At 43.0% G+C, this 25,165-nt stretch carries 23 protein-coding genes and 3 tRNA genes; 7 read left to right on the plus strand and 19 right to left on the minus strand.

All coding sequences use genetic code 11. The annotated features are described in order from the left end of the window. Window positions 1-77 precede the first annotated feature (77 nt). Window positions 78-584 carry a DUF2937 family protein gene (locus ACTD55_RS08595; protein ID WP_438863916.1) on the plus strand — a complete coding sequence of 169 codons (507 nt, stop codon included), beginning with the start codon at window positions 78-80 and terminating at the stop codon, window positions 582-584. A gap of 30 nt (window positions 585-614) precedes the next feature. Here the strand turns inward: ACTD55_RS08595 and maiA are convergent, their stop codons facing one another. From maiA to pspA, 10 genes are all read right to left on the minus strand, one after another. Next, window positions 615-1,268, minus strand: coding sequence for a maleylacetoacetate isomerase (gene maiA, locus ACTD55_RS08600; RefSeq protein WP_438863917.1), 654 nt, complete (start codon window positions 1,266-1,268; stop codon window positions 615-617). A 9-nt stretch (window positions 1,269-1,277) separates the two neighbouring features. Then, entirely contained in the window at window positions 1,278-2,288 is a 1,011-nt protein-coding gene (locus tag ACTD55_RS08605; RefSeq protein ID WP_438863918.1) for a fumarylacetoacetate hydrolase family protein, read from the minus strand. A gap of 3 nt (window positions 2,289-2,291) precedes the next feature. Next, window positions 2,292-3,422 carry a homogentisate 1,2-dioxygenase gene (locus ACTD55_RS08610; protein WP_438863919.1) on the minus strand — a complete coding sequence of 377 codons (1,131 nt, stop codon included), beginning with the start codon at window positions 3,420-3,422 and terminating at the stop codon, window positions 2,292-2,294. Beyond that, a complete protein-coding gene (gene hppD / locus ACTD55_RS08615; protein ID WP_438863920.1) occupies window positions 3,415-4,491 on the minus strand; it encodes a 4-hydroxyphenylpyruvate dioxygenase in 1,077 nt (358 codons plus the stop codon). The genes ACTD55_RS08610 and hppD overlap by 8 nt, the downstream gene beginning before the upstream one ends. Window positions 4,492-4,700: 209 nt before the next feature. Next, complete coding sequence (tyrR, locus tag ACTD55_RS08620; protein ID WP_438863921.1) at window positions 4,701-6,257, minus strand: transcriptional regulator TyrR; 1,557 nt, start codon at window positions 6,255-6,257, stop codon at window positions 4,701-4,703. A 176-nt stretch (window positions 6,258-6,433) separates the two neighbouring features. Then, window positions 6,434-6,772, minus strand: coding sequence for a 4a-hydroxytetrahydrobiopterin dehydratase (locus tag ACTD55_RS08625; RefSeq protein ID WP_438863922.1), 339 nt, complete (start codon window positions 6,770-6,772; stop codon window positions 6,434-6,436). Between the two features lie 17 nt (window positions 6,773-6,789). Then, a complete protein-coding gene (gene phhA / locus ACTD55_RS08630) occupies window positions 6,790-7,590 on the minus strand; it encodes a phenylalanine 4-monooxygenase (protein WP_438863923.1) in 801 nt (266 codons plus the stop codon). A gap of 284 nt (window positions 7,591-7,874) precedes the next feature. Beyond that, window positions 7,875-8,309, minus strand: coding sequence for an envelope stress response membrane protein PspC (pspC, locus tag ACTD55_RS08635; protein ID WP_438863924.1), 435 nt, complete (start codon window positions 8,307-8,309; stop codon window positions 7,875-7,877). After that, window positions 8,306-8,536, minus strand: coding sequence for an envelope stress response membrane protein PspB (pspB, locus tag ACTD55_RS08640; RefSeq protein ID WP_438863964.1), 231 nt, complete (start codon window positions 8,534-8,536; stop codon window positions 8,306-8,308). Before pspB ends, pspC begins: the two co-directional genes overlap by 4 nt. 29 nt (window positions 8,537-8,565) lie before the next feature. Then, complete coding sequence (pspA, locus tag ACTD55_RS08645) at window positions 8,566-9,255, minus strand: phage shock protein PspA (protein WP_438863925.1); 690 nt, start codon at window positions 9,253-9,255, stop codon at window positions 8,566-8,568. Between the two features lie 237 nt (window positions 9,256-9,492). Here pspA and pspF point away from each other — a divergent pair, with 237 nt between their 5' ends. The 6 genes from pspF to ACTD55_RS08675 are packed head-to-tail and all read left to right on the plus strand — an operon-like array spanning window position 9,493 to window position 15,895. Beyond that, window positions 9,493-10,593: a phage shock protein operon transcriptional activator gene (gene pspF, locus ACTD55_RS08650; RefSeq protein ID WP_438863926.1), complete on the plus strand. Its 1,101-nt coding sequence runs from the start codon at window positions 9,493-9,495 to the stop codon at window positions 10,591-10,593. Window positions 10,594-10,605: 12 nt separating this feature from the next. Further along, complete coding sequence (locus ACTD55_RS08655; protein WP_438863927.1) at window positions 10,606-12,216, plus strand: ABC transporter substrate-binding protein; 1,611 nt, start codon at window positions 10,606-10,608, stop codon at window positions 12,214-12,216. Further along, complete coding sequence (locus ACTD55_RS08660) at window positions 12,213-13,244, plus strand: ABC transporter permease (protein ID WP_438863928.1); 1,032 nt, start codon at window positions 12,213-12,215, stop codon at window positions 13,242-13,244. The genes ACTD55_RS08655 and ACTD55_RS08660 overlap by 4 nt, the downstream gene beginning before the upstream one ends. Next, a complete protein-coding gene (locus tag ACTD55_RS08665; protein ID WP_438863929.1) occupies window positions 13,231-14,124 on the plus strand; it encodes an ABC transporter permease subunit in 894 nt (297 codons plus the stop codon). Before ACTD55_RS08660 ends, ACTD55_RS08665 begins: the two co-directional genes overlap by 14 nt. Next, window positions 14,124-15,119, plus strand: a complete 996-nt coding sequence (locus ACTD55_RS08670) for an oligopeptide/dipeptide ABC transporter ATP-binding protein (RefSeq protein WP_438863930.1) — start codon at window positions 14,124-14,126, stop codon at window positions 15,117-15,119. Before ACTD55_RS08665 ends, ACTD55_RS08670 begins: the two co-directional genes overlap by 1 nt. After that, on the plus strand, window positions 15,116-15,895 hold the full coding sequence (locus ACTD55_RS08675) for an ATP-binding cassette domain-containing protein (RefSeq protein WP_438863931.1): 780 nt from the start codon (window positions 15,116-15,118) through the stop codon (window positions 15,893-15,895). Before ACTD55_RS08670 ends, ACTD55_RS08675 begins: the two co-directional genes overlap by 4 nt. Window positions 15,896-15,998: 103 nt before the next feature. Here the strand turns inward: ACTD55_RS08675 and ACTD55_RS08680 are convergent, their stop codons facing one another. The 9 genes from ACTD55_RS08680 to ACTD55_RS08720 all read right to left on the minus strand — a co-directional run bounded on the left by ACTD55_RS08680 (window position 15,999) and on the right by ACTD55_RS08720 (window position 25,160). Then, window positions 15,999-17,891 carry a SurA N-terminal domain-containing protein gene (locus ACTD55_RS08680; RefSeq protein ID WP_438863932.1) on the minus strand — a complete coding sequence of 631 codons (1,893 nt, stop codon included), beginning with the start codon at window positions 17,889-17,891 and terminating at the stop codon, window positions 15,999-16,001. 267 nt (window positions 17,892-18,158) lie between these two features. Next, entirely contained in the window at window positions 18,159-18,431 is a 273-nt protein-coding gene (gene hupB / locus ACTD55_RS08685; RefSeq protein ID WP_438863933.1) for a nucleoid-associated protein HU-beta, read from the minus strand. A gap of 236 nt (window positions 18,432-18,667) precedes the next feature. Continuing rightward, on the minus strand, window positions 18,668-21,034 hold the full coding sequence (lon, locus tag ACTD55_RS08690; RefSeq protein WP_438863934.1) for an endopeptidase La: 2,367 nt from the start codon (window positions 21,032-21,034) through the stop codon (window positions 18,668-18,670). A gap of 186 nt (window positions 21,035-21,220) precedes the next feature. Further along, on the minus strand, window positions 21,221-22,498 hold the full coding sequence (clpX, locus tag ACTD55_RS08695) for an ATP-dependent protease ATP-binding subunit ClpX (protein ID WP_438863935.1): 1,278 nt from the start codon (window positions 22,496-22,498) through the stop codon (window positions 21,221-21,223). A gap of 79 nt (window positions 22,499-22,577) precedes the next feature. Next, window positions 22,578-23,195, minus strand: coding sequence for an ATP-dependent Clp endopeptidase proteolytic subunit ClpP (gene clpP / locus ACTD55_RS08700; RefSeq protein WP_438863965.1), 618 nt, complete (start codon window positions 23,193-23,195; stop codon window positions 22,578-22,580). Between the two features lie 114 nt (window positions 23,196-23,309). Beyond that, a complete protein-coding gene (gene tig, locus ACTD55_RS08705) occupies window positions 23,310-24,611 on the minus strand; it encodes a trigger factor (protein WP_438863936.1) in 1,302 nt (433 codons plus the stop codon). A 284-nt stretch (window positions 24,612-24,895) separates the two neighbouring features. Further along, window positions 24,896-24,972 (minus strand) — tRNA-Pro (locus ACTD55_RS08710). Window positions 24,973-24,992: 20 nt separating this feature from the next. Continuing rightward, window positions 24,993-25,077: transfer RNA gene (locus ACTD55_RS08715), tRNA-Leu, on the minus strand. A gap of 7 nt (window positions 25,078-25,084) precedes the next feature. Further along, a tRNA-His gene (locus ACTD55_RS08720) sits at window positions 25,085-25,160 on the minus strand. Window positions 25,161-25,165 lie beyond the last annotated feature (5 nt).

The raw sequence follows: 25,165 nt of genomic DNA on the forward strand, positions 1-25,165 counted from the left end.
GCCTTTTTTGTGCTTTTGTATCAACACAGGATATGCCAGAGTAGTACTTTGAATTTTGTTATGGGTGTCATCAGCCAATGAATAAAATTAATCATTATTTATCCATGCTGTGTTTCGCTGCCGGGATCATGTTAGGCGTCCAACTGCCTAATTGGGTCAACCAGTATGTGCAACGGGTAGATGCCCATTATCGCGAAGCTGAACTGGCCATAGCCCCTTACCAATTATTAGCCGACCAGTTGTTTGATGGATCAATGCAAGCCTTACTCGACAAGCACTTACAAAGCCATGAGCCGCTATTCAAACGTGAAGCTGAGCCTATCAGCAACCAATATCAACGGTGGCAATATCTGCAACGGTTACATCAACAATTGCAGGGAAACTTTTGGCAACAGCTACAGCAGATAACCATGCATGCCGATCAGGATATGGTTAATGAAACATTAGACAGTTATCAGGCAACAGTACCACTGAACAGATTGGCTATCATTTGTGGTTTACTGGGTGGAATTTTAGCCAGTATCGTTTATGAATTAGTTACAGGTCTGCTTATCCGGCCGTTTAAAATAATAAAGGCTCGATAACGAGCCTACAAAGATGACATTATTGATATGCTATTCCGCATCCGGTTGTTTTTCCGGTGCCGCATTGGCAAAGGCCGGTAACTCGATGCAATTCTGATAGATTCGATTAATGACCGGAAATTGTGACATATCCAAACCAACACGATGAGCGTTGTAAACTTGAGGGATTAGAAATACATCAGCCATGCTCAAATCAAAACCAAAACAATAATCTGTGGCGCTTTTCTGCAGGCGTTTTTCCATACCCTGCATACCTTTTTGCATCCAATGCCGTGCCCACTCAAACTTCCCCTGTTGTTCCAGTTGATACTGCTCACCGATATAATTCATTACCCTTAAGTTCGCTAATGGCTGAATATCACAGGCGATATCATAAGCGAGTGTACGCACTCTGGCGCGCTCCAGACTATGGGGAGGGAGTAAACTAACCCCCTGCTGATAACGTTCATCCAGATATTCAATAATCGCCAGAGACTGATTGAGAATAATGTCTTCATCGTCATCGTATAGCGTTGGAACCAGTTCGGCCGGATTAAGGCCTTGATAATTTGCACTATGTTGTTGGCCGCCATCGCGCACCAAATGTACAGGTATTACTTCATAATCCAGCTCTTTCAGGTTTAATGCAATTCGCACCCGATAAGTGGCAGACGAACGCCAATAACCATACAATTTTAATGACATAACTTCTCTCTATGCTTGTTTGACCGTTTGCTCAATAGTGCCAAAGATACACTGACCTTGATGATCCTGCATGTGAATTTTCACCTTATCACCGAAGGACATAAAAGGCGTAGTCGGCTGGCCATCGCGAATCGTTTCAATCATGCGTACTTCAGCAATACAGGAGTAGCCTACCCCACCTTCGTCTATTGCACTGCCGTGTTCGGTTCCCTGTTTATTTGATACCGTTCCCGAGCCAATAATCGCGCCTGCGCCTAAATTGCGACTCTTCGCAGCATGGGCAATAAGTTGGGCAAAATCAAAAGTCATATCTTCGCCGGCTTGCGGTTTACCGAATGGCTTATCGTTATATTCAGACAATAAAGGTAAATGCAGTTTATTTTGCTGCCAATGGTCGCTCAATTCATCCGGAGTCACCGCGACTGGCGAAAAGGCTGAGGCGGGTTTGGATTGGAAAAAACCAAAACCTTTAGCTAACTCACCGGGAATTAATCCTCTCAACGATACATCATTAACTAACATGACTAATTTGATATGTGAGCCAGCATGCTCAGCACGGGTTCCCATCGGCACATCATCAGTGATCACCGCAACTTCGGCTTCAAAGTCCACTCCCCATTCGTCACTCGGCAGTAAAATATCTTCTCTTGGACCAATAAAGTCATCGGAGCCTCCCTGATACATAAGCGGGTCGGTCCAAAAGCTCTCGGGAATTTCCGCCCCACGAGCTTTACGCACTAATTCAACATGGTTGACATAAGCACTACCATCGGCCCATTGAAAAGCTCTGGGTAACGGTGACTCGCATTGAGCTTGCTCAAAAGTAAAACTGTGTGGGTGGTTGCCGCTATTAAGTTGATCGTATACTGCCGTCAATTGTGGCGCGATTAATTGCCAGTTATCCAAGGCGGCTTGTAACGTTGATGCAATCTCGGGCACCAATACGGCTTGACTTAAATCTCTACTGACGACAATCAATTGTCCGTCGCGTGAACCATTTCTTAACGTTGCTAATTTCATAACTTACTTGCTTTTCCAACTGTTAATATATTCAGAATCTTCCACTTCAGTCGCGGCTGCGCCAATTTCCAGCGCGTCACGGGTATCCAGCATCACCGCCACTTCATCGGTAAAGGTTTTTTTATGCTGTAATCCAGCCTCAAAAGCTTTGGGGTGAGGGCCATGAGTAAATCCGGCAGGATGAAAGCTCACCATACCCGCATCAATATTATCGCGGCTGAAGAAGTCACCGGCATGGTAAAATAGGACTTCATCATAATCATCATTGCTATGATAAAAAGGAACTCTCAGGGCACCCGGATCACTCTCAATTGGACGAGGTACAAAAGTACACACCACAAAACGATTGGCCACAAAGGTAGTGTGCGCAGAAGGAGGCAGATGATACCGATGGCTCATCAGCGGACGAATATCTCGCCAGTTAATCCTAACGACACATAAATCCCCATGCCAACCAATGGCGTCCAACGGATTATAAGGGAAAGTAATAGTTGAAACCTGATTATGCCGTTTAACCTTAACCTGCCATTGATTTTCATCTTGCTGGTCGAGAAATGCCTGATCGATAACCGGGGTGTCCAACATTGCCGCATCAAATACCGCATGAGGGCCCACAATGCCTTTTTCTGGTAATTGGTAGCTATCATTGGTTGCCTCAATCATCAGAATAGTCATTGGCTCAGACGGCTCTAAACGCCATAACGTGGAACGGGGTAATACAATATAATCGCCATCCCGCACCGATAAGTGACCGTAATCACAATATAATTCCCCCTGACCACAATGGATAAATAACAACTCATCACCATCGGCATTACGCACCAATTCGGTCATATTCTGACGGCAATGCCACAGCCGATAACGGCAATGAGCATTATGTAATATTTCCGCAGCATCCCAAGGAGACTCGGCATTATTTTCATTAAGCTTATTTAAATCGAATAACCGTGGCCGCAACGGGCCTTGCCAGTCGCTCCAACCAGTGGGGGCATGGCGATGATGGAAATGAGTTGCAGGGCCAAAAAAGCCACTGCGTCCCACTTCACGTTCATAAATTCCCTGTTCGGGAAAATCCGCATGAGCCTGGCGGGAAATGGTGCCCTGCTGACGGGGAAAATGGATCCATTTACGCATTTTCTATTACGCCACGACGAATTTGATCTTCTTCAATAGATTCAAATAACGCTTTGAAGTTTCCTTCGCCAAAACCTTCATTGCCTTTACGTTGAATAATTTCGAAGAATACCGGGCCAATCACCGTATCGGTAAATATTTGCAATAGTATACCGTCTTTCATGGGTGCACCGTCGATCAGGATATTCAGTTCATGCAGCAGCGCTAAGTCTTCACCATGTCCTTCAACCCGCTCGTTAACTTTTTCATAATAAGTATCAGGGGTCTGCATAAATTTAAGTCCGCGCGACTTGAGATTTCTAACTGTAGCGTAAATATCGTCTGTCGCCAGTGCAATATGCTGGATCCCTTCGCCATTGTATTCGCGAATAAACTCTTCTATCTGTGATTTATCATCTGAAGATTCATTGATTGGAATACGAATTTTACCGCAAGGTCCGGTCATCGCTTTACTGACTAAACCGGTTAATTTACCTTCAATATCGAAGTAACGAATTTCACGGAAATTAGCAATTTTTTCATAGAAAGTCGCCCATACAGACATGTTGCCACGTTTAACATTATGAGTTAGGTGATCCAACTCGATTAATCCCGCATCGGCTTGCTGTAATGAAGCTTTCCAATCCGGATAAAACTTGAAATCCACTTCATAAATGGATTCATCACCATAGCGGTCAACAAAATATAACGTGCTTTCACCAATGCCGTAAACGGCTGGAATGTTTAGCTCCATTGCGCCCAAATTTCCAACAAACTGTTTGGCTCCATTTTCAATCGCGTGAGCCAACGCTTTATTGGCATCTTTCACTCGCCAGGCCATACCACAAACACTAGGCCCGTGTTTGCGAGAGAACGCTTCTGCCTGTGAGGATGGTTCGGCATTTACAATAAAATTAATATCACCTTGTTTAAATAACCACACTCGCTTGGAACGATGCTGCGCTACTTCGGCAAAGCCCAGTGATAAAAATAAATCTTTTAATGCTTTAATACCTGCGTCATCAGCCGCAGTGTATTCAACAAATTCAAAGCCATCACAACCAATAGGGTTAAATGCATTGTCAGTCATAGGAATTCTCTTTTTATTTAATAGCGATTTGATATAGCCAATAGACCGCAAATAAAGGCTAAAGAGAAGATCACCACAACTGACGTTTTTTTGGACACACTAGCGATTTATGTAATGGAATAATTACAATCAGCTAATAAATAAAAAATGCCGCACAAATAACTCTGTGCGGCATATATAAATGGAATGTTTACGTTACAACAATGTAACTATAATTTGACAGACTTTTTATTAATCCCGTAATCGCGCAATTTATTGGCAATCGCAGTATGACTTAAGCCCAGCTTACGGGCTAACTGACGAGTACTAGGGTGAGCTGGATATAAGCGTCTTAGCAGATCTTTTTCAAAGTTTTTAACCGCATCATCCAAACTGCCTTCAAACTCTTCTGCAAAATAGCTCATATTTGAAGTGGCACCTGGTAATTGAATATTGTCTTTGGTTAATTCACTGCCTTCCATTAATGAAACCGCACGGTACATGGCATTTTCCAATTGGCGCACATTACCCGGCCACGGATAAGACTGTAAATACTCCACACAACTACGATTCAATTTAGGCGCACGGCACCCCACTTTACTGCTGTGCTGTTTAACAAAACGCTCTGCTAACGGCACGATGTCTTGCTTGCGTTCACGTAATGGCGGAATAGTCATACTCATGACATTTAAACGATAAAATAAATCCTCGCGAAACAGACCGTCTTGCACCATTTTGTTTAGATCTTTATGAGTAGTGCAAATAATCCGCACATCTACTGAAACCTCTTTGGCGTCACCGACCCGTCGGAAAGAACCGTCGTGCAAGACGCGTAACAACTTGGCTTGTAGCTGTGCAGACATATCGCCTACTTCATCCAGAAATAATGTGCCACCTTGGGCTTGTTCAAATAGTCCCGTTTTACTCTCGCTTTGACCAAATGCCCCGGGGCCATAACCAAATAGTTCAGTTTCAGCAACGTTATCCGGCAACGATGCACAATTAAGCGCTAAAAAGGCTTGTTCGGCACGTCGGCTAGCCAAATGACATGAGCGTGCCAACAGTTCTTTACCGGTTCCCGTTTCCCCTATAATAAGAATTGGCGCATCCAGTTCAGCCATCTTGCGAGCCTCGCGAATGATTTTTTTCATCGACTGACTGTTAGCCTGGATCCGGCTAAAACTTTCACCATCAGTTTGGTTAAACGCATTAATTTGTTGTCCCAAACGATATTCCGATTTCAATACCAATACCGCACCCGCCAAAATATTACCGCCTTCTACATCGGCCACCATCACCGGCATAATGTCAGCAATATAATCTTGTTCAATAAACTGCACTTTATGGGTTTGTGCCTGAATATCGTTTTGATCCATCCAACGATTAAAGTTGAAGCCTTTAACTAACTCGTTTATCTCCTGACCTTTAATTTGTTCGGCACTGGTTTCCAAACCACTAATGACTGCCTCGTTAACCAGAACTACACGGCCTTTAGGATCGATAGAAAAAACCGGATCAGGTAAGGTTTGTAACAAAGTAGCTAATTGGTGCTTCTCTCGTTCATTGGGCATGTAAGGCGTGGTTTTTACGTCGGAAATACCGTCAATACGACGAATTTCTGGCATCAAGTGCTGAAACTCGGCAAATTCGATATTAGGGAAATACAAATAAATTTTGCCCACTTTATCTATTTCAATGCCCTTAAGGTCGATCTCATGTCGCACTAAAATATCCAAAATATCCTGAGCAATACCTAAACGATCCTGACAGGTAATTTCCAAACGCATTATGTGAACCTAATAGAAGATAAGTGTAAAGATTTTATTACGAAAGGCGATTAAATATCAACTATGAGAATAGAAAACTTCGTTGCGAAGTATTTCATTATGGCCTGTTTAGCACCCACATATAATAAATGTGAATGATAAACAGAGCCGTAACTAAATAGTCATTTTAACCAACATTACTGCTGTAGTTCATCGGTTTTAGCAGCACAGATAAAATCATTTTTATGCAAACCATTGATTTTATGTGTCCACCAGGTAACGGTGACTTTACCCCATTCCAGTAATATTGACGGATGATGGAACTCAGCTTCGGCTAACTCGCCAACTTTATTGGCAAATGCCATCGCTAATTTGAAGTTTTTAAAGGTGAACTCTCGTTCCAGTTGCATAATGCCATCGCGGGCAACAGGCACCCAATCCGGAATAATTTTCATTAATTCGGCTAATTCCTGATCTGTTACTTTAGGCGCATCCGCTTGGCAAGCTTCACACTTCTGGTTACTTAATTCTGACATACGTTTTTAATCTCCTGTTAACTGGCCATTTTATCTTTAGGCGGAAACTTGGCTGGATGTAAACCCAAGGATTTGGCTTGCTCAACCAACTCCATAATATCCAGCTCAGCAATATCGTGTAATTGATGCAGTCCATCAATACTGTAATAGATTGGCTGCATAATATCGATTCGATATGGCGTTCTGAGCGCATCTAACACATTCATTGGCATTCTTTCAGGTTTGTCACTGTCCAATGCATATAAGGTTTCACCGGGGGAGGATAAAATCCCACCGCCATAAATGCGCTGACCTTGAGGGGTATTTAACAAACCAAATTCGACCGTAAACCAATATAATCTAGCTAAATAGGCACGATCTTGCTTACTCGCCTGATACCCCAATTTACCGTAAGTATGCGTGAAATGAGCAAAATCAGGGTTAGTCAGCAATGGGCAATGCCCAAAAATTTCATGAAATACGTCCGGCTCACGCAAATAATCAAATTCTTCCCGACTACGAATAAAGGTGGCAACCGGAAATTCTTTATTAGCCAGCATTCGAAAAAACTGGTCAAAGTCAATCAGTGCCGGTACTTGGCTAATTTTCCAACCAGTATGTTCCTGTAATACGGCGTTAACTTCATGTAATTGCGGAATACGATGTCGTGGCAAGGCTAATTTTTCAAGTCCATGCAAATATTCATTACAAGCACGTCCCTCAAGCAATGAAAGCTGGCGTTCTAGCAGTTCTTGCCATATTAAATTTTCTTCATCGTTCCAGTGCACGATCCCATCTTGATCTGGTTGCCTGGAAACATAGTGTGACTCTTTACTCATTACTAACTTACCCTTTTCTCATCAAATCCACGAGAATGCTGAAAGGTTCAATTTACAATGAGTCTACTGTTTTGCTGAGGGAGGAGAAACGGTGGATGGCAATTCAAAGCAACGCCATGTCGTAACATTTAATTTACAATAATCACTATAAACACCATTCAATGCCGCATGACAACATAAAAAATAAGTTATTTGTAAACATTATATTCCATCAGATGTAAAAAAATGGCTTGAGCAACCCATGCATCAAACCATTTTTAGTCCTCCACGCTAATGGAATGCAATTACAACTTGCTAATTTCCCTATTGAGTTGGAACTCGGTACTGGTCACGTAATGCTCCATATTACGCAATTTTTGTTCAATCTGAGTATAGTGCTGCTTAAGGTCCTGACAGGCCTGCTTAGCCGTTTCACCTGATTGCCACACTTTGGTTTTAACCTCAACACTGCCGGTTTCAGCCGAGTCGTTATACCATCCCTTGCCTTTTTGTTTAAATGCGTGACTTGCTTGCTGAAACGCATTTGGTTTTTTGTCTAAAATAAACCAGGCGGCAATATAAGCAACAACGAAAAAAGGTCCACTACCCAGTAGTGCTGCAGTGATCACCAAAATCCTGACTAACCACACTTCCATCCCAAAGTAAGTTGCCACCCCAGCACAAACACCTGCGATCTTTCCTTTAGCCGGATCACGATACAGTTCACGTTTTGTACTCATAATTTACTCCTCCACTCAGGAGAATCAGCATCCAAGATAGCTTCAAGCGTATTAATTCGATCTGACATCTGCTCTGCTTTGGCAGCTAATTCCTTAATGGTTTCGTACTCATCAGCGGTTAATCCTTGACTTACCTGACGCTTACTCCGGTAATGCAAGATTAACCAGATTGGCGCGACAAAAATCATAAAGATAATAATCGGTGCCATTAGTAGGTCAAAATCTATCACGGTCGACTCCTTCTACTTGCCGTTAGTTATTTTTTAGTGGTTTTAGCCGCTGGTTTTGCTTTGCTGGCAAGTTTGCTTTTTAATGCAGCTAACTCATCATCCACTTTATTAGAGGACTCTAAATCCTTAAATTCGTCTTGCAAAGTCCGTTTACCTAAATCATAGGCATCGACCTGTGATTCCAAGTCATCTATACGATTCTCATATCGTTCAAAACGAAACATGGCGTCATCAACTTTTGAGCTGTCCAGTTTACGCTTCACTTCCAAGCGTGAGCTAGCCGTCTTCTGACGCATAATGATAGATTTCTGACGATTTTTAGCATCCGCCAGCTTTTCCTGAAGCTGCAATACTTCACTTTGCAACTTGGTAATCTGCTCTTCTACCAACATCAACTCATCACGCAATGCTGATGCATTGTCCGCTGACTTTTTCTTCTCGACTAATGCCGCTCTGGCCAAGTCTTCACGATCTTTGCTAATGGCCAGTTCTGCTTTAGCCTGCCAATCCGCTTCACTTTCTTCAAGTTTACTTACTTGACGAGCAATATCCTTTTTATTTGCGATAGTTTTAGCTGACACAGAGCGCACTTCAACCAGCGTATCTTCCATCTCCTGGATGATTAAACGCACCATTTTTTCCGGATCTTCTGCTTTATCCAATAATGAATTAATATTTGAGTTCACAATATCGGTGAAACGCGAAAAAATACCCATTGTATTTACCTCATGTTGTTACAGTGTTTGATTCAATTTTGGTTAAATTGAGTTAATTAAACCTATGTTGAGAATATATTTACTTATTCAATTAACAGGCCAACAATGAAGACAAACTAACTTATTGATTTTTATCGAATATTAATTTACTACCTTTTTCATATCACATACAATATTATTTAGTTAAACCAACTTTTAGCCGTTTAGACCACTTTTTAAGGATTCAATCCAACTGACATGAGTCGCTTTCGTAAACAAGATAATCTACTCGGGCAATCCAACAGCTTTCTTGAAGTGCTGGAACAGGTTTCCCAAGTCGCTCAGTTAAACAAGCCCGTGATGATTATTGGTGAACGGGGTACCGGCAAAGAATTAATTGCGGCACGGTTACATTATTTGTCCAAACGCTGGGATCAAACCTATCTCACTTTAAATTGCGCAGCATTGAATGAAAATTTACTGGAAAGTGAATTATTCGGCTATGAAGCAGGTGCCTTTACTGGTGCTGCTAAACGACGTGAAGGTCGTTTCGAAATTGCCCATCAAGGTACCTTGTTTTTGGATGAATTAGCTAATACCTCCGGATTGGTGCAGGAAAAACTACTACGGGTAGTGGAATATGGTGAATTTGAACGTGTGGGTGGTGCCAGAACCGTCAAAACCGATGTCCGGCTGATTGCAGCGACGAATGAGGATTTACCTTCGCTCGCTGCCCAAGGCGAATTTAGAGCCGATTTACTCGACCGCTTAGCGTTTGATGTAATTACCTTACCGCCACTTCGGCATCGCCAAGAAGACATCATGTTATTAGCCGAACATTTTGCGATTAATATGGCTCGAGAATTAGAGATGGAGCTATTCAGTGGTTTTACCGATAAGGCCCGTCGTACGTTGCTTGAATATGAATGGCCAGGCAATATTCGTGAATTGAAAAACGTAGTGGAGCGAGCCGTATATCGGTGTAATAACCCACATTTGCCCGTCCATGAAATTATCCTTGATCCTTTCGAGTCCAGTTTCCGCCCTGCCGGACGAATAAAAACCCAAGACAGAATTCAGCACACGGCTCCTTCACCGGCATCGTCTTCATCAGGTACCAAACCCGTTGAAGCGGTCAAGCAACCTCAACCAACACCACAAGCAGTAGAACGGGTATTTCCGCTAGACCTTAAACAGGTAGCGCAAGACTTCGAAGTAGACCTGATTAAGCAAGCCCTGGCCGATAGTCAATTTAATCAAAAGAAAACTGCCGAAAAACTGTGTTTGACCTATCATCAGCTCAGAGGATATTTAAAAAAATACAATCTGCTGGAAAGTGCCGGTGATGAACAAGAATAAGTTGACGTTAAAATGAAACCGACAATTTATGCACTATTAGTTTTGATAATGACATTGTGCGGTTGTACCAAAAACGATTTACCGGGCAGGCATTTAAAAGGACTAATATATTGTTCTGAAGGTAGCCCGGGCAGTTTTAACCCTCAACTCGATACTTCAGGTACTACCGCCGATGCCAGTGCCCATCAAATTTATGATCGTTTAATTGAATTTGACTCTGCCAGCAATACGCTCGTGCCGGGATTAGCCAGCAGCTGGCTAGTCAGTTCAGATGGACTTACTTACACGTTTCAGTTACGCAAAAAAGTTAGTTTTCACCACACTGCCTATTTCACCCCAACTCGTTATTTTAATGCCGATGATGTGTTGTTTAGTATCGATCGATGGCGTTTGGACGATCATCCTTATCATAATGTCTCTGGTGGTACTTATCCTTATTTTGTCAGTCTTGGATTAGCCTCACTTATCGATAAAGTAGAACGGATCAACGGTTATCGAGTGGAAATTACCTTAACCCGTCCCGACAGTTCATTTCTGGCTAATCTGGCGACTGATTTTGCCGTCATCCTGTCAGAGGAATACGCCCAACAGTTGCTGGATAAAGGTGTTCCAGAACAGATTGATAACTTCCCGATTGGTACTGGGCCTTTTGTTTTCGAGCGATATCGTAAGGGCCGTTATATTCGCTATCAGCGCAATGATGAATATTGGCATCACCCGGTAGCCATTAATAAATTGATTTTTGATATTACCCCGTCCAGTTCAACTCGACTCGCTAAACTATTGACCGGTGAATGTGATGCCATTGCATTTCCGTCCTATAGCGATTTAAGCGTGATCGAAAATAGACCCAGTTTGCAAGCTGATGAAAAGCCCGGGTTAAATGTCGGCTTTTGGGCATTCAACACTCAAAAGCCTCCCTTTAATAACCCTAAAGTACGCAAAGCACTGGCAATGGCGATTGATAAAGATACCTTAATCAATGCGGTTTACTACGATAGCGCAGTACGCGCCAGAGGCATCCTCCCCCCAACGTCCTGGGCATACCAAAGCAACGTACGTGATACCAGTTATAATCCGGTAATGGCACGTGAGTTACTGGATGAAGCGGGTATCGAGCCTGGTTTTACTATGGATGTATGGGCCATGCCCATCGAACGCGCCTATAACCCTAATGCCAGAAAAATGGCCGAATTAATCAAAGGTTACCTTCAACAAGTGGGGGTTAAGGTCAATGTGGTGAGTTATGAATGGGCGACGTTTCGCAGCAAGCTAAGGGAAGGACTACATGATTCTGTGCTGATTGGTTGGAATGCCGACAACGGGGATCCGGATAATTTTTATCGTCCATTATTTAGCTGTGCTGCCATTGCCTCGGGTACCAATCGTTCAAACTGGTGTAATAAGAAATATGACAATTTGATCAATCAGGCCTTACTTTATACCGAACCTGAAGTGCGCCGTTTGTTTTATCAACTCGCTAATGCCATTCTTGTCGAAGAAATGCCACTGGTTCCCATTGCTCATGCTTACCGTTACCAGGCTTATCAAAGTAATTTACGTCATTTTGATATTAATCCATTTGGTGGTATCCGTTTAGGGGGAGTCGAGAAGAGCCAATGATTTCCTATTTACTGCGCCGACTGAACCTGTTTGTTATTACCATGCTGGTAGTGACATTAGCCTCCTTTGCACTCATATATCTGTTTCCGGGCGATCCGCTCGTTAATCTAACTGGTGTCGTGGCCAGCACACCGGAACAACACAGCAAACTGGTACATATGCATGGATTTGATGGCAATGTTATTCAGCAATATGGTATTTATTTGAAACACCTCCTCGTAGGAGAATGGGGCGTGAGCGCCAGTTCAGGCAATCCCATTATGAGTGAGATACTGCTAGTTTTACCGGCCAGTCTGGAGTTAAGTGTCTACGCGATGGTTGTTGCAATGTTAATTGGCATCCCGTTGGGTTTTTGGGCTGGATTGCGTCATCGTCGTCGAGTCGATATCAGTATTTTATCAGCCAGTGTACTGGGTTATTCGGTACCGGTTTTTTGGTTGGCATTATTGCTTATTTTGTTTTTTTCCTTGCAACTGGGTTGGTTCCCAATGTCCGGTCGGCTGAGTTTGCTGTTTGATATTCCCCATTACAGTGGGTTTATTCTGATTGATATTTTACATTCGGATATGCCGAATAAATATGATGCACTGAATAATGCGCTACGCCACATGATCTTACCCACCTTATCCATCGCCTTTGTCACTAGTACTATCGTCATCCGTATTACACGACGCTCGGTGGCCGATGTGATGCAAAGTGACTACATCAAAGCCGCAATTGCACGGGGCTTGTCCAAGCCACAAGTTATCTGGCGACACGGTGTACGCAACAGCTTATTGCCGATACTTCCCCAATTGGTGCTGCAATTTACCGCACTGTTAACCAATGCGATGATAGTAGAAGTGATTTTTTCTTGGCCTGGAATCGGTAACTGGCTGATGCAAGCTATTTATGTACAGGATTTTCCGGCCATTCGAGGCGGCGTACTGGCAGTATCCACCGTGGTAATTATTTTTACGCTGTGTATGGACATTATATTGCGCATCACCAATCCGCTAAAAAACAGGGATATACATGGGACAATCTAAACTCTATCTGGAAGATCATTTCCCATCCCCTATTCGGCACACGTGGATTGAATTTAGACGAAACCATGTGTCGATGCTGGGTTTATGGTTATTAATCATGTTTATTATCGTGATTATCTTTGCTCCGGGTATCTCTCCTTTTAGCCCCACCGAACAAAATACCGATGTAATTTTATTGCCTCCAGCATGGGATAGTAGCGGCACTATTGTGCACTTATTCGGTACCGACAGCTTAGGACGGGATGTGTTATCACGGGTTATTCATGGCAGCAGGCTGACTTTTGGAATTAGTATTCTGTTGGTACTGATTGCCATGTTAATCGGGTTTAGTTTAGGGGCTTTTGCCGGGATGGGACACGGGATCCGCGCCAGTGTCTTGAATCATTTACTGGATGCGGTGATGGTTATTCCTACCTTGATTATCGCTATCATCATCGTGGCTATTCTGGGTACCGGATTGGCCAATTGTATGTGGGCAATAACCTTGGCACTGATCCCCAAATTTATTCACCTAACTCGAGATTTGGTGCGTACAGAGAGTCATATGGAATATGTTACCGCAGCTCGTTTAGACGGCGCCAGTAATACCCGCATCCTGTTTGACTCAATCCTGCCCAATATGATCGAACCCTTGGTGGTGAATGGTACCTTTTCCTTATCACTGGCAATACTTGATATTAGTGCGCTGGGTTTCTTAAACTTGGGGGCACAAGCTCCGTCTTCAGAGCTAGGGGCAATGTTATCTGATGGATTAGAGTTAGCCTATATTGCACCATGGAATATAGCCTTACCCGGTGGCGCCATCTTATTAATGCTTATCTCGGTTAATTTAGTTGGAGATGGCCTAAGAACCGCATTAAGAAACAGGTTGCAGCAATAATGCTATTACTCGACATTAAAAACTTAACCTTAGAAATTGATACCACTAATGGCTGGGTAAAGGCACTGGATAAAGTCAATATTAGCCTTAAACGAGGTCAAATTAGTGCATTAGTCGGCGAGTCCGGTTCCGGTAAAAGCCTGATTGTACGCACAATAGTTGGCGCGGTGCCGGATAGATGGCGTATCACTGCCGACCGAATGACCTGGAAAGGCCGGGATTTATTGTCCATGTCAGAGCGGGAACGACGCCAAATTACCCGTGAAGAGATGTCGGTTATTTTCCAAAAAGCGGCCAATGCCTTTGATCCCACGGCCACTTTAGGTGAGCAAATCTTGGAAAACGTGCCTGATCACCTACTCGAAAAAAGTAGCTTTTGGCAACGCAAACAGCAACGCGAAGAAATAGTGATCAAACATCTGCATAAAGTCGGTATTAAAGACCATCAACAATGCATGCGGGCTTATCCCCATCAGGTTGCTGATGATGTCTGCCAAAAAGTCATGCTGGTCAGTGCGTTGGTTAATAAGCCGGAATTATTAATTGCTGACGATCCCACTATGGGAATGGAGCTGATCAACAAAGTCCAAATATTAAAACTGCTTACCAAGTTGAATCAGATTCAAAACTTGACCATATTTTTTGTTGCTCATGATCTGCTGGCAATTGGCAATATTGCGACTGATATGACCGTACTTTATTGTGGTCAAACTGTGGAAAGCGGCAGTATGGAACAGTTACGGACTAAGCCTTTACATCCCTATACACAAGCATTACTGCACAGTGCACCAAGCTTTCGTAAAGATTTACCTCCCAAAGCGCCGTTGTCTTCGTTACCGGGTACGATTCCGACACTGCAACATTTACCCATTGGTTGTCGGTTAGGGCCACGCTGTCCCAGAGCGCAAAAAGAATGCGTTAAGGTCCCTTTACCCAAACGGATCCATGATCATAGCTATAGCTGTCATTTTCCCCTTAACAGGAATCCAAAATGAGTGTTTTACTGTCAGTTCAAAATCTGACATTCACCAAAACCACCAAAACGGGTTTATTTAATCAACCTAAAGTATTTCATTTATCACCGTTGGACTTCGAGCTACAAGCCGGTGAAACCATGGCAATAATTGGTGACAACGGCTCAGGCAAATCTACCGTTGCCAAACTGTTAGTAGGAGCTGAAACCCCCGATAGCGGCAGCATTATCCTTAACGGTGAAACCATGCAGCCTGGCAATATTAAGCAACGCTGTTTAAAAATACGGATGATTTTTCAGCATAGCCAAAGTTCGTTAAATCCCGGCTTAACCTTGGGCGCACTGCTGGATGAACCGCTGAAACTGAATACCAAGCTAATAGCAAACGATCGGCGTCGCAAGATTGAAAGTACGTTAATCCAAGTGGGTCTGATGGCCGATCACGCGCACTTCTATCCACATATGTTATCAGAGGGCCAGAAGCAGCGAGCCGCACTAGCAAGAGCGTTAATTCTTAACCCTGAAGTCATCGTTGCTGATGAGCCATTTGCAGCGCTTGACCCTTCTGTGCGCTCTCAAACGGTAAACTTGTTAGTCAAGCTGCAACAAGACTTGGGTGTCGGCTTTATTTTTATTTCTCACAACCTGGGCATCGTTCGTCATATCAGTGATCGCGTATTAGTCATGCAGAAAGGACAAGTGATCGAAGCCGGTAAAACCGACGTTATTTTTAACTGGCCGAAAACCGATTACACCAAAAAACTGGTCGATGCTTATCAATCACTGAATAGAAAATAGTCAACATTCCCGTCGGTTTTATAACGTCCCTGATTGAGCTGATAACCGAAATAAAAAAAGCGCCATACGGCGCTTTTTTGAATTTAATCAGATAGAAATAAAGTTATATTTTGCTAAACACTTCTATATCAGCTTGTGCCTTGAGGGCTTCAACAAAACTTCCCATGGCTTGCTGTGATTTCATCGACTGCAATCGTTGTTTTAGTCCAGCCAACTGAGTGTCATCTGCCGCTTCGGCGCTATTAATTTGCGTCACTTCAACTAGTGCTGCATCACCACCACTAATCTCAACTACAGCCCGATTACTTTTATCTGCAGTAGAAAGTTTAAAGGCTTCGTTACTAATTGCAGGTGCAACCGGTGAACCATATCGAGGCATGGCTTTCTGTTCTTTCCATTCAACCGATTTTTCTGCCAACTTAGCACTAATGTCTTGTCCATCATTCAATTCTGCTAGTAATGATTGAGCCCAATCTACCGCTGCCTGTTGCATCTTATCAGCAGTTAAGGTTTCAGTGATTTGTGTTTTGACTTCATCAATACTGCGCGTTCTTACCGCTTCATGTTCATGCATACGGTAAACGACTAAATGATTATTACCCACTTCTTTAACCTCACTGTTTACTCCTTGGTAAACAATTTCATCGGTAAAGACATCATTTAAAATAGCCGGTTGGTTAAACAACTCAGGGGCATCGTTACGGGTAAATAAGGCCGTTGTTTGTACTTTTTTACCTGCAATTTCAGCAACTTCATCTAAATTGTCCGGAACTTCAAACGCAACTTCAGCCATTCGCTGATGAAGGGAGTAAAGCTTATTTATCGCTTTATCCTGTTTCACACTGGCAATAACTTGTTCACGAGCATCGGCCAACGGTGTAACTTGCTCCAATTTGCTATCCAATAACTTAATAATATGGAAACCGAAACTACTTTTTACTACCCCAGACACTTGACCTGCATCTGTCATCGCAAAAGCCGCCTCTTCAAAGGCTGGATCCATATCACCTTTACTAAACCAATCGAGTTCGCCGCCATTTTCGGCACTGGATATATCGGCAGAATATTGTGCCGCCAAATCAGAAAAGTCGTCACCCGCCTTTACTTTCGCCAATACTTCCTCGGCGGTTTTCTTAGCAGCGTCTTCGTCATCACCAAATTCAATTAAAATATGAGCCACTTTACGCTGTCCTTCCGTGCGGAAGGAATCAAGATTATCTTGATAGTACTGGTTGATTTCATCGTCACTTACATCAATGCCTGCTAATAAGTCATCGATATTCAGTTCCACATAATCTAATGAAATCTTTTCTTGTGTATCAAATTGACTAATATGCCCTTGATAGTATTCGTTGATTTCTTCGTCAGATACCGATACCTGATCAGCAAAATCACTGCCCGGCACTTGAATATAACGAATATCGCGAGTCTGTTGCTGTAATTGATAGACCTGCTCGGCTTCTGAAGATAACGCAAAATCCGTCCCTAACAATGCTTGTATGACCTGTTGACGAGTCATATCACTACGCATCGTATCGCGGAAGGTACTGGGTTGATAACCAACCTGACGTAATATTGCTAAATAGGTATCATTATTGAATTTTCCATCCAACTGGAATTCTTTCATATTAACAATACGCTGTTTGATTTGTTCCGCGCTGATGCGCAGCCCCATTTTCTCGGCGGTTTGTTCAAACAAGGTTTCTGCGATAAGGCGATCCAGTACTGATTGACGAATTTGTTTCAGATAACCTGAATCCGCTGCCAAGTCAGCAAAACTATCTCCATATTGCGATTCCAGTCTGGCTCGCTCATTTTGATAGGCCTTTTCAAATGTATTAGTCCCGATTTCGGTGCCATTCACTGTAGCGACAGGCTGCTCACCTCGAGTATTTAAGTAGCTGCCTACCCCTGCCAATGCAAACGTAATACATACCAATCCTAAAATCGCTTTAGCCCAGAAGCCTTGCGAACCTTCACGAATTTTTTCTAACATGGTGCTTTTCGAACTCCAATTTGATTTTATCTCGTTATCGGAAATTCGATCACGACATTTCCAGAGGCCGGATTATAACGTAATAACGCCTCAGTGAAAAAGCATCTATGCGGCTTAAAGGGCGATAAATTAGTCTATATGGTGGTTTTTAATCCGACATCGCCAAACTGCGATGATTGATGCAATCAAACATCCTGACGAAAGTGATGTTGCAGAAAACAAAAAGGCGATGATAAATCATCGCCTTTTTAAAATCCGAAAATCGACTTAGTTACAAGCGTCTTTCAGGGCTTTACCAGCTTTGAAAGAAGGAACTTTAGCTGCAGCAATTTGGATAGTAGCTCCAGTTTGCGGGTTACGGCCTGTACGAGCAGCACGTTCGCGTACTGAAAAAGTACCGAAACCAACCAACGCAACTTGATCACCGTCTTTAAGTGCTTCTGTTACTGCGTCTGTCAGCGCGTCCAATGCACGGCCAGCTGACGCTTTAGAAATATCGGCACCCGCGGCAATTTTGTCGATTAATTGAGACTTGTTCACAATATCATCCCCTTCACTTGTTATTATATTGTTTGGTTAACTGAACCAGTTTTAATAAATTGTTTTTTCATACCTGAGAAACAACTCACGAATGTTCAAACAAACTTGATTTTAAATGAATCACCGCTATCCCTTTTGCGATAAGGCCTGTGGCGAAACTGAATCTAAGGCTACCACAACTTTTGTCAGAGTGAAGCCCCAAATTCGAAAAAAATGCAAAAAAGTTGGCTGAAATCCTATTTTTTAGCTTTATTGCTGCTTACTGGTGCAAATTTAAGCGGTTCTTCCTGCAATGCCAATGCCAAAACTTCATCAATCCATTGCACTGCATGGATATCTAGGTCTTGTTTTACATTCTTAGGTATCTCTTCTAAATCCCTTTCATTTTCTTTGGGGATAATAACCGTTTTAATTCCACCACGGTGAGCTGCTAATAATTTCTCTTTTAAGCCACCGATAGCCAGTACTTCACCACGCAACGTGATTTCACCCGTCATGGCTACATCACAACGAACCGGATTACCGGTCAAACAAGACACCAATGCTGTACACATTCCAATCCCTGCACTGGGACCGTCTTTAGGTGTTGCTCCTTCAGGCACATGCACGTGAATATCACGTTTTTCATGAAAGTCATCATTAATGCGTAATTTCTCAGCTCGACTGCGCACGACCGTCATCGCAGTTTGTATCGATTCCTGCATAACATCGCCCAATGACCCCGTAAAGGTAGTTTTACCTTTGCCGGGCACCGAGGTGGTTTCAATCGTCAATAACTCTCCACCGACCTGAGTCCACGCCAGACCAGTTACCTGACCAATCTGGTTGTTCTTGTCTGCTTTGCCGTAATCGAAACGTTGTACGCCCAGATATTTAGCCAAGTTTTTCTGGTTGACGACCACATGCTTAATCGACTTATCCAATAAAATGTCTTTGACTGCTTTACGACAAATTTTGGATATTTCCCGCTCCAGACTACGTACACCAGCTTCGCGAGTGTAATATCGGATAATGCCGATAATGGCCGACTCTTCAATTGTCAGCTCACCTTTTTTCAAGCCATTTCGTTCAATTTGCTTTCCAATCAAATGACCTTTGGCAATATTCAACTTCTCATCTTCGGTATAGCCAGATAAACGGATGACTTCCATTCGATCCAATAGTGGGCCCGGAATATTCATACTGTTAGAAGTAGCCACAAACATCACATCAGATAAGTCGTAGTCCACTTCCAGATAGTGATCGCTAAACGTACTATTTTGTTCCGGATCCAGTACTTCTAACAGTGCCGAAGCAGGATCACCGCGCATATCGGAAGATATTTTGTCAATTTCATCCAACAAAAACAGCGGGTTTTTCACTTCGACTTTCGCCATTTTTTGAATAAGCTTACCCGGCATTGAACCGATATAGGTCCGACGATGCCCACGTATTTCAGCCTCGTCACGTACGCCACCTAGCGCCATGCGCACATATTTACGCCCGGTAGCTTTAGCTATGGATTGACCTAATGAGGTTTTACCTACCCCTGGCGGCCCCACCAAGCACAATATAGGTCCTTTTAACTTGCGCACTCGCTGCTGTACAGCCAGATATTCGAGAATACGTTCTTTAACTTTTTCCAGACCGTAATGATCTTCGTTCAATACATTTTCGGCCACCAATAAATCACGTTTAACCTTGCTGCGTTTGAACCAAGGAACACTGACTAACCAGTCAATATAGCTTCTGACCACGGTAGCTTCAGCAGACATGGGCGACATCATTTTAAGTTTATGTAGCTCTGCACTCGCTTTTTGCTTGGCGTCAGCTGACATCTTAGCTTGTTCGATTTTTTTACCCAACGCTTCAAACTCGTCTGGCGCGTCATCGATTTCGCCTAATTCTTTTTGGATCGCTTTCATCTGCTCGTTCAGATAATACTCGCGCTGGCTACGTTCCATCTGTTTCTTGACCCGAGTTCGAATTTTCTTCTCGACTTGCAACAGATCAATTTCACTTTCCATCAACGCCATTAAATATTCCAGACGTTCATGTACACCAATAATTTCCAATACTTTCTGTTTTTCCACCAACTTTAACGGCATATGCGCGGCCATTGTGTCGGCCAAACGAGCTGCATCTTCGATACCATTAAGCGAGGTAAGCACCTCTGGCGGAATTTTCTTGTTCAGTTTGATATAGCCTTCAAACTGGGAAATTGCAGAACGCACCAATACTTCCTGCTCGGCATCATTCATTTCATCATCGGGTTTGCGAATCACTTCACCGATAAAAAATTCTTCGGTTTGCAGATAGGTTTGTACTTCACCACGCACATTACCTTCCACCAACACTTTAACCGTGCCATCGGGCAATTTAAGCAACTGCAGAATCGTGGCTACCGTGCCGACCTTGTACAAGTCATCCACTTCAGGTTCATCAACCGCGGCATCTTTCTGTGCTACCAAAAAAATCTGCTTGTCATTTTCCATCGCAGCTTCCAGGCAGCGAATCGATTTTTCACGGCCGACAAAAAGTGGGATCACCATATGCGGATACACCACTACATCACGTAGTGCCAAGATGGGTGTTTCCAGCTGATCCATTTGCGCTTCTGTCATATTTATTCTCTTTAAATTCTATTCGGCTTATTTGAACTGTTATCTGATATGGGGATCGTCACCGCAAGTTCAAATCAAAATTGAAAATAATTGCTTACTAACGCTTTGCACGATAGCAACATACAATAGCCCGGCAGCTCGGCGCAGACAAAAAAGGCCCTGACGGGCCTTAAATTTGTTGAACTATTATTCAGACGCAGTTTTCTTTTCTTTTTCACTATCGTAAATAAGAATAGGCTTAGACTCGCCTTTTATTGCAGATTCATCAATCACCACTTTGCTAACATCTTGCATAGAGGGTAATTCATACATGGTATCTAGCAATACCGCCTCAACAATAGAGCGTAATCCCCGAGCTCCTGTTTTACGTGTCATCGCTTTAGCAGCGATCGCATGTAAGGCGTCTTCACGGAACTCAAGTTCGACATCTTCCATTGAAAACAATGCACCATACTGTTTAGTCAGGGCATTCTTCGGTTCTTGAAGAATTTGAATTAATGCATCCTCGCTTAATTCTTCCAGTGTTGCCACTACAGGCAGACGACCGATAAATTCAGGGATCAAACCATATTTAACCAAATCTTCAGGTTCAACCTTTTGGAACAGCTTAGACAAGGTTTCCTTGTTATTCTTGCTCTTCACTTCTGCCCCGAAACCGATGCCGGAACCGGTCAACGCTCGTTGCTCAATGACTTTATCCAGACCGGCAAAGGCACCACCACAGATAAACAGGATCTTGGATGTATCTACTTGCAAGAATTCCTGCTGTGGATGCTTGCGTCCGCCCTGTGGAGGAACAGAAGCAATGGTCCCTTCGATCAGTTTCAGCAACGCTTGTTGAACGCCTTCACCTGATACGTCACGAGTAATTGACGGGTTGTCAGACTTACGTGAAATCTTATCGATTTCATCAATATAAACGATACCACGTTGCGCTTTTTCGACATCGTAGTCGCATTTTTGCAATAACTTCTGAATGATGTTTTCGACGTCTTCACCCACATAACCGGCTTCGGTTAACGTGGTGGCATCAGCCATGGTAAACGGAACATCCAATAATCTCGCCAGGGTTTCAGCCAATAGGGTTTTACCACTACCAGTAGGACCGATCAGCAGAATATTACTTTTGCCTAACTCGACTCCATCGTGGACATCACCATTACGTAAACGCTTATAGTGATTGTAAACGGCAACAGACAATACCTTTTTGGCGTGCCCCTGGCCGATAACATAATCATCCAAATGGGTATGAATTTCGTGAGGCTTAGGTAAAGAATCAGCCGGCTTTTTAGGCGCAATTTCTTTAATCTCTTCACGAATGATGTCGTTACATAACTCGACACATTCATCGCATATAAATACCGACGGGCCGGCAATCAGTTTGCGCACTTCATGCTGACTTTTGCCACAAAATGAGCAATACAGTAATTTATTATCACTGTCGGAGTTGTGGTCATCACTCATTAAACTTACCTCTGTTTAAATGCTTACTAAATATGGGACTATCCCAACATCATTTAGTCAGACTTTGGTGATTTAAAGTCTACTTATCTAGACGACTAGTTAATACACTATCGACCAAACCGTAATTAACTGCATCTTCAGCACTCATAAAATTATCACGATCTGTGTCGCGAGCAACAATTTCATAGTCCTGACCGGTATGACCGGCGATCAAGCGATTCAGTTTCTCTTTAATAGACAGTATTTCTCTGGCATGGATTTCAAAATCCGATGCTTGTCCCTGAAAACCGCCTAATGGTTGATGGATCATGACCCGTGCATTGGGTAGACAATAACGTTTGCCTTTTTCACCACCTGAAAGCAAAAATGCTCCCATGCTGGCTGCTTGTCCCACGCAAACGGTACTAACATTAGGCTTAATAAAGTTCATTGTATCATAAATTGCCATTCCGGCCGTAACCGAGCCACCAGGAGAATTAATATACAAGAATATATCTTGATCGGGATTTTCAGACTCAAGGAACAACATCTGAGCAACAATAAGGTTGGCCATGTGATCTTCCACCTGACCGACCATAAAGATAACGCGCTCTTTTAATAATCGGGAATAAATATCATAGGAGCGCTCGCCCTTAGCTGTTTGTTCAACAACCATAGGAACTAACGCGTCTTGTGGTTCAAAAGAATTATTCTGCATCATATTCAATGTCGTTTATCCGTATTTACAAAAATGACTGGCAAAAAAAATGCCCGGGGATTACCGAGCATTTAATCAGTTGCTGACTACAGAAGTCAACGAACAAGCGATAAATTAAGCCTGTTTGTTCATGATCTCATCAAATGGCGTTTCAACTTCAGTCACTTGAGCAGACTCAAGGATTAAATCGATAGCTTGATCTTCTAAGGCAACATTTTGCATTTGTTGCATCATTTCTTTATTTGACTTGTAGTATTCAATAACTTCTTGTGGATCTTCGTAAGCAGAGGCAGCCGTTTCAATCATGCTGTCTACACGAGCGCTATCCACTTTCAATTCGTTTTGCTTGATCACTTCACCTAGCAATAAACCGATGCTAACGCGACGCTCTGCATTTTCTTTAAACAGATCCGCAGGTAATTCAGGCATGTTACCGCCTTGCTGAGCACCAAAACGCTGAATGGCTTGCTGGCGCAGTACATCAATTTCTTGCTCAATCAATGCTTTTGGTACATCTACCTTATTGGCATTTAACAAACCGGTTAAGACTTGCTCTTTAATACGGGCTTTCAGGTTTTGCGTTAATTCGCGATCCATATTCTTACGGACTTCCGCTTTCAACTCTTTAACACCGCCGTCTTCTACACCGAATAATTTAGCAAATTCGTCGTCCAGTTTTGGCAAGTTTAACGCTTCAACTTTCTTCACTGTAATAGTGAAGCTGGCCGCTTTACCCTTTAATTTTTCTGCATGGTAGTCATCAGGGAAATTCACTTCTACAGTGACTTCTTTACCCGCTTTGGTGCCGACGATACCTTCTTCAAATCCAGGGATCATGCGACCTTTACCCATTTCCAAAGTGAAGTCTTCGGCTTTTCCACCTTCAAACTCTTCACCGTCAATGGTACCAACAAAATCGATGGTCACTTGATCATCTTCTTTTGCAGCGCGTTTTACTTCGCTCCAGCTAGCATGCTGTTTACGCAAAGTTTCCATCATGTTTTTAACGTCATCAGCGTTGATTTTAACAACGGGTTTTTCAACTTTGATGGTGTCTAAATCTTTTAATTCAACTTCAGGATAAACTTCAAAAGAGGCAACAAATTCCAGACTCTCACCGTCCACATCTTTTTTCAGTTCAAAAGTAGGTGCACCGGCTGGAGTCAACTTTTCCTGCATAATGGCTTGATAAAAGTTACGTTGCATGACTTCACCAGAGACTTCCTGACGAACGGCTTCACCATAACGCTTTTGAATTACCTTGACCGGTACTTTACCCGGACGGAAACCATTAATACGTTGAGTTTTTGCTAATTGTTGCAAACGTGCTTTAACCGCGGAATCAATATTTTCCGCTTCGACCGTAATAGTCAGACGGCGTTCTAAACCTTGAGTCGTCTCAACTGAAACTTGCATTCTTATACCTCAATGATGCGTGCTAACACGCTTAAATTAGTCATTCATTTACTGGATTAGATATATTGCCACAAGGCAATGGAAGCTAAACCGAATATCACAATCGCTGTGAATGACACTTGACCAGAAAAAAGACGCAACATTATACCGATAGGTTTTAAGTGAGTCGAGCCGAAATCAGAAAAAAAAGCCGTTAGGGCTGAATTAATCAATAAATAATCAGGAAATGCGTCTTTCGGAGCAGACTAAACTGAAGAAACCAACATCGCTACAGGAGATAAAGATGGTCGGTGAGACAGGATTTGAACCTGCGACCCCTTGGACCCAAACCAAGTGCGCTACCAAACTGCGCTACTCACCGAAAATATTCAATCTAAAACATGGTGCGGAAGGAGAGACTTGAACTCTCACGCCCGAAGGCACTGGAACCTAAATCCAGCGTGTATACCAATTTCACCACTTCCGCGAAAAAATGGGGTGGACGATGGGGCTTGAACCCACGACAACCGGAATCACAATCCGGGGCTCTACCAACTGAGCTACGCCCACCATAG

Origin of the sequence: Neptunicella sp. (assembly GCF_048268085.1) — a bacterium.
Lineage (GTDB): Bacteria > Pseudomonadota > Gammaproteobacteria > Enterobacterales > Alteromonadaceae > Neptunicella.

Bases quoted from the DNA above. Each gene is read 5' to 3' on its own strand.
- ACTD55_RS08595 (WP_438863916.1), top strand. From the start codon at position 78: ATGAATAAAATTAATCATTATTTATCCATGCTGTGTTTCGCTGCCGGG.
- maiA (WP_438863917.1), bottom strand. From the start codon at position 1,268: ATGTCATTAAAATTGTATGGTTATTGGCGTTCGTCTGCCACTTATCGG.
- ACTD55_RS08605 (WP_438863918.1), bottom strand. From the start codon at position 2,288: ATGAAATTAGCAACGTTAAGAAATGGTTCACGCGACGGACAATTGATT.
- ACTD55_RS08610 (WP_438863919.1), bottom strand. From the start codon at position 3,422: ATGCGTAAATGGATCCATTTTCCCCGTCAGCAGGGCACCATTTCCCGC.
- hppD (WP_438863920.1), bottom strand. From the start codon at position 4,491: ATGACTGACAATGCATTTAACCCTATTGGTTGTGATGGCTTTGAATTT.
- tyrR (WP_438863921.1), bottom strand. From the start codon at position 6,257: ATGCGTTTGGAAATTACCTGTCAGGATCGTTTAGGTATTGCTCAGGAT.
- ACTD55_RS08625 (WP_438863922.1), bottom strand. From the start codon at position 6,772: ATGTCAGAATTAAGTAACCAGAAGTGTGAAGCTTGCCAAGCGGATGCG.
- phhA (WP_438863923.1), bottom strand. From the start codon at position 7,590: ATGAGTAAAGAGTCACACTATGTTTCCAGGCAACCAGATCAAGATGGG.
- pspC (WP_438863924.1), bottom strand. From the start codon at position 8,309: ATGAGTACAAAACGTGAACTGTATCGTGATCCGGCTAAAGGAAAGATC.
- pspA (WP_438863925.1), bottom strand. From the start codon at position 9,255: ATGGGTATTTTTTCGCGTTTCACCGATATTGTGAACTCAAATATTAAT.
- pspF (WP_438863926.1), top strand. From the start codon at position 9,493: ATGAGTCGCTTTCGTAAACAAGATAATCTACTCGGGCAATCCAACAGC.
- ACTD55_RS08655 (WP_438863927.1), top strand. From the start codon at position 10,606: ATGAAACCGACAATTTATGCACTATTAGTTTTGATAATGACATTGTGC.
- ACTD55_RS08660 (WP_438863928.1), top strand. From the start codon at position 12,213: ATGATTTCCTATTTACTGCGCCGACTGAACCTGTTTGTTATTACCATG.
- ACTD55_RS08665 (WP_438863929.1), top strand. From the start codon at position 13,231: ATGGGACAATCTAAACTCTATCTGGAAGATCATTTCCCATCCCCTATT.
- ACTD55_RS08670 (WP_438863930.1), top strand. From the start codon at position 14,124: ATGCTATTACTCGACATTAAAAACTTAACCTTAGAAATTGATACCACT.
- ACTD55_RS08675 (WP_438863931.1), top strand. From the start codon at position 15,116: ATGAGTGTTTTACTGTCAGTTCAAAATCTGACATTCACCAAAACCACC.
- ACTD55_RS08680 (WP_438863932.1), bottom strand. From the start codon at position 17,891: ATGTTAGAAAAAATTCGTGAAGGTTCGCAAGGCTTCTGGGCTAAAGCG.
- lon (WP_438863934.1), bottom strand. From the start codon at position 21,034: ATGACAGAAGCGCAAATGGATCAGCTGGAAACACCCATCTTGGCACTA.
- clpX (WP_438863935.1), bottom strand. From the start codon at position 22,498: ATGAGTGATGACCACAACTCCGACAGTGATAATAAATTACTGTATTGC.
- clpP (WP_438863965.1), bottom strand. From the start codon at position 23,195: ATGCAGAATAATTCTTTTGAACCACAAGACGCGTTAGTTCCTATGGTT.
- tig (WP_438863936.1), bottom strand. From the start codon at position 24,611: ATGCAAGTTTCAGTTGAGACGACTCAAGGTTTAGAACGCCGTCTGACT.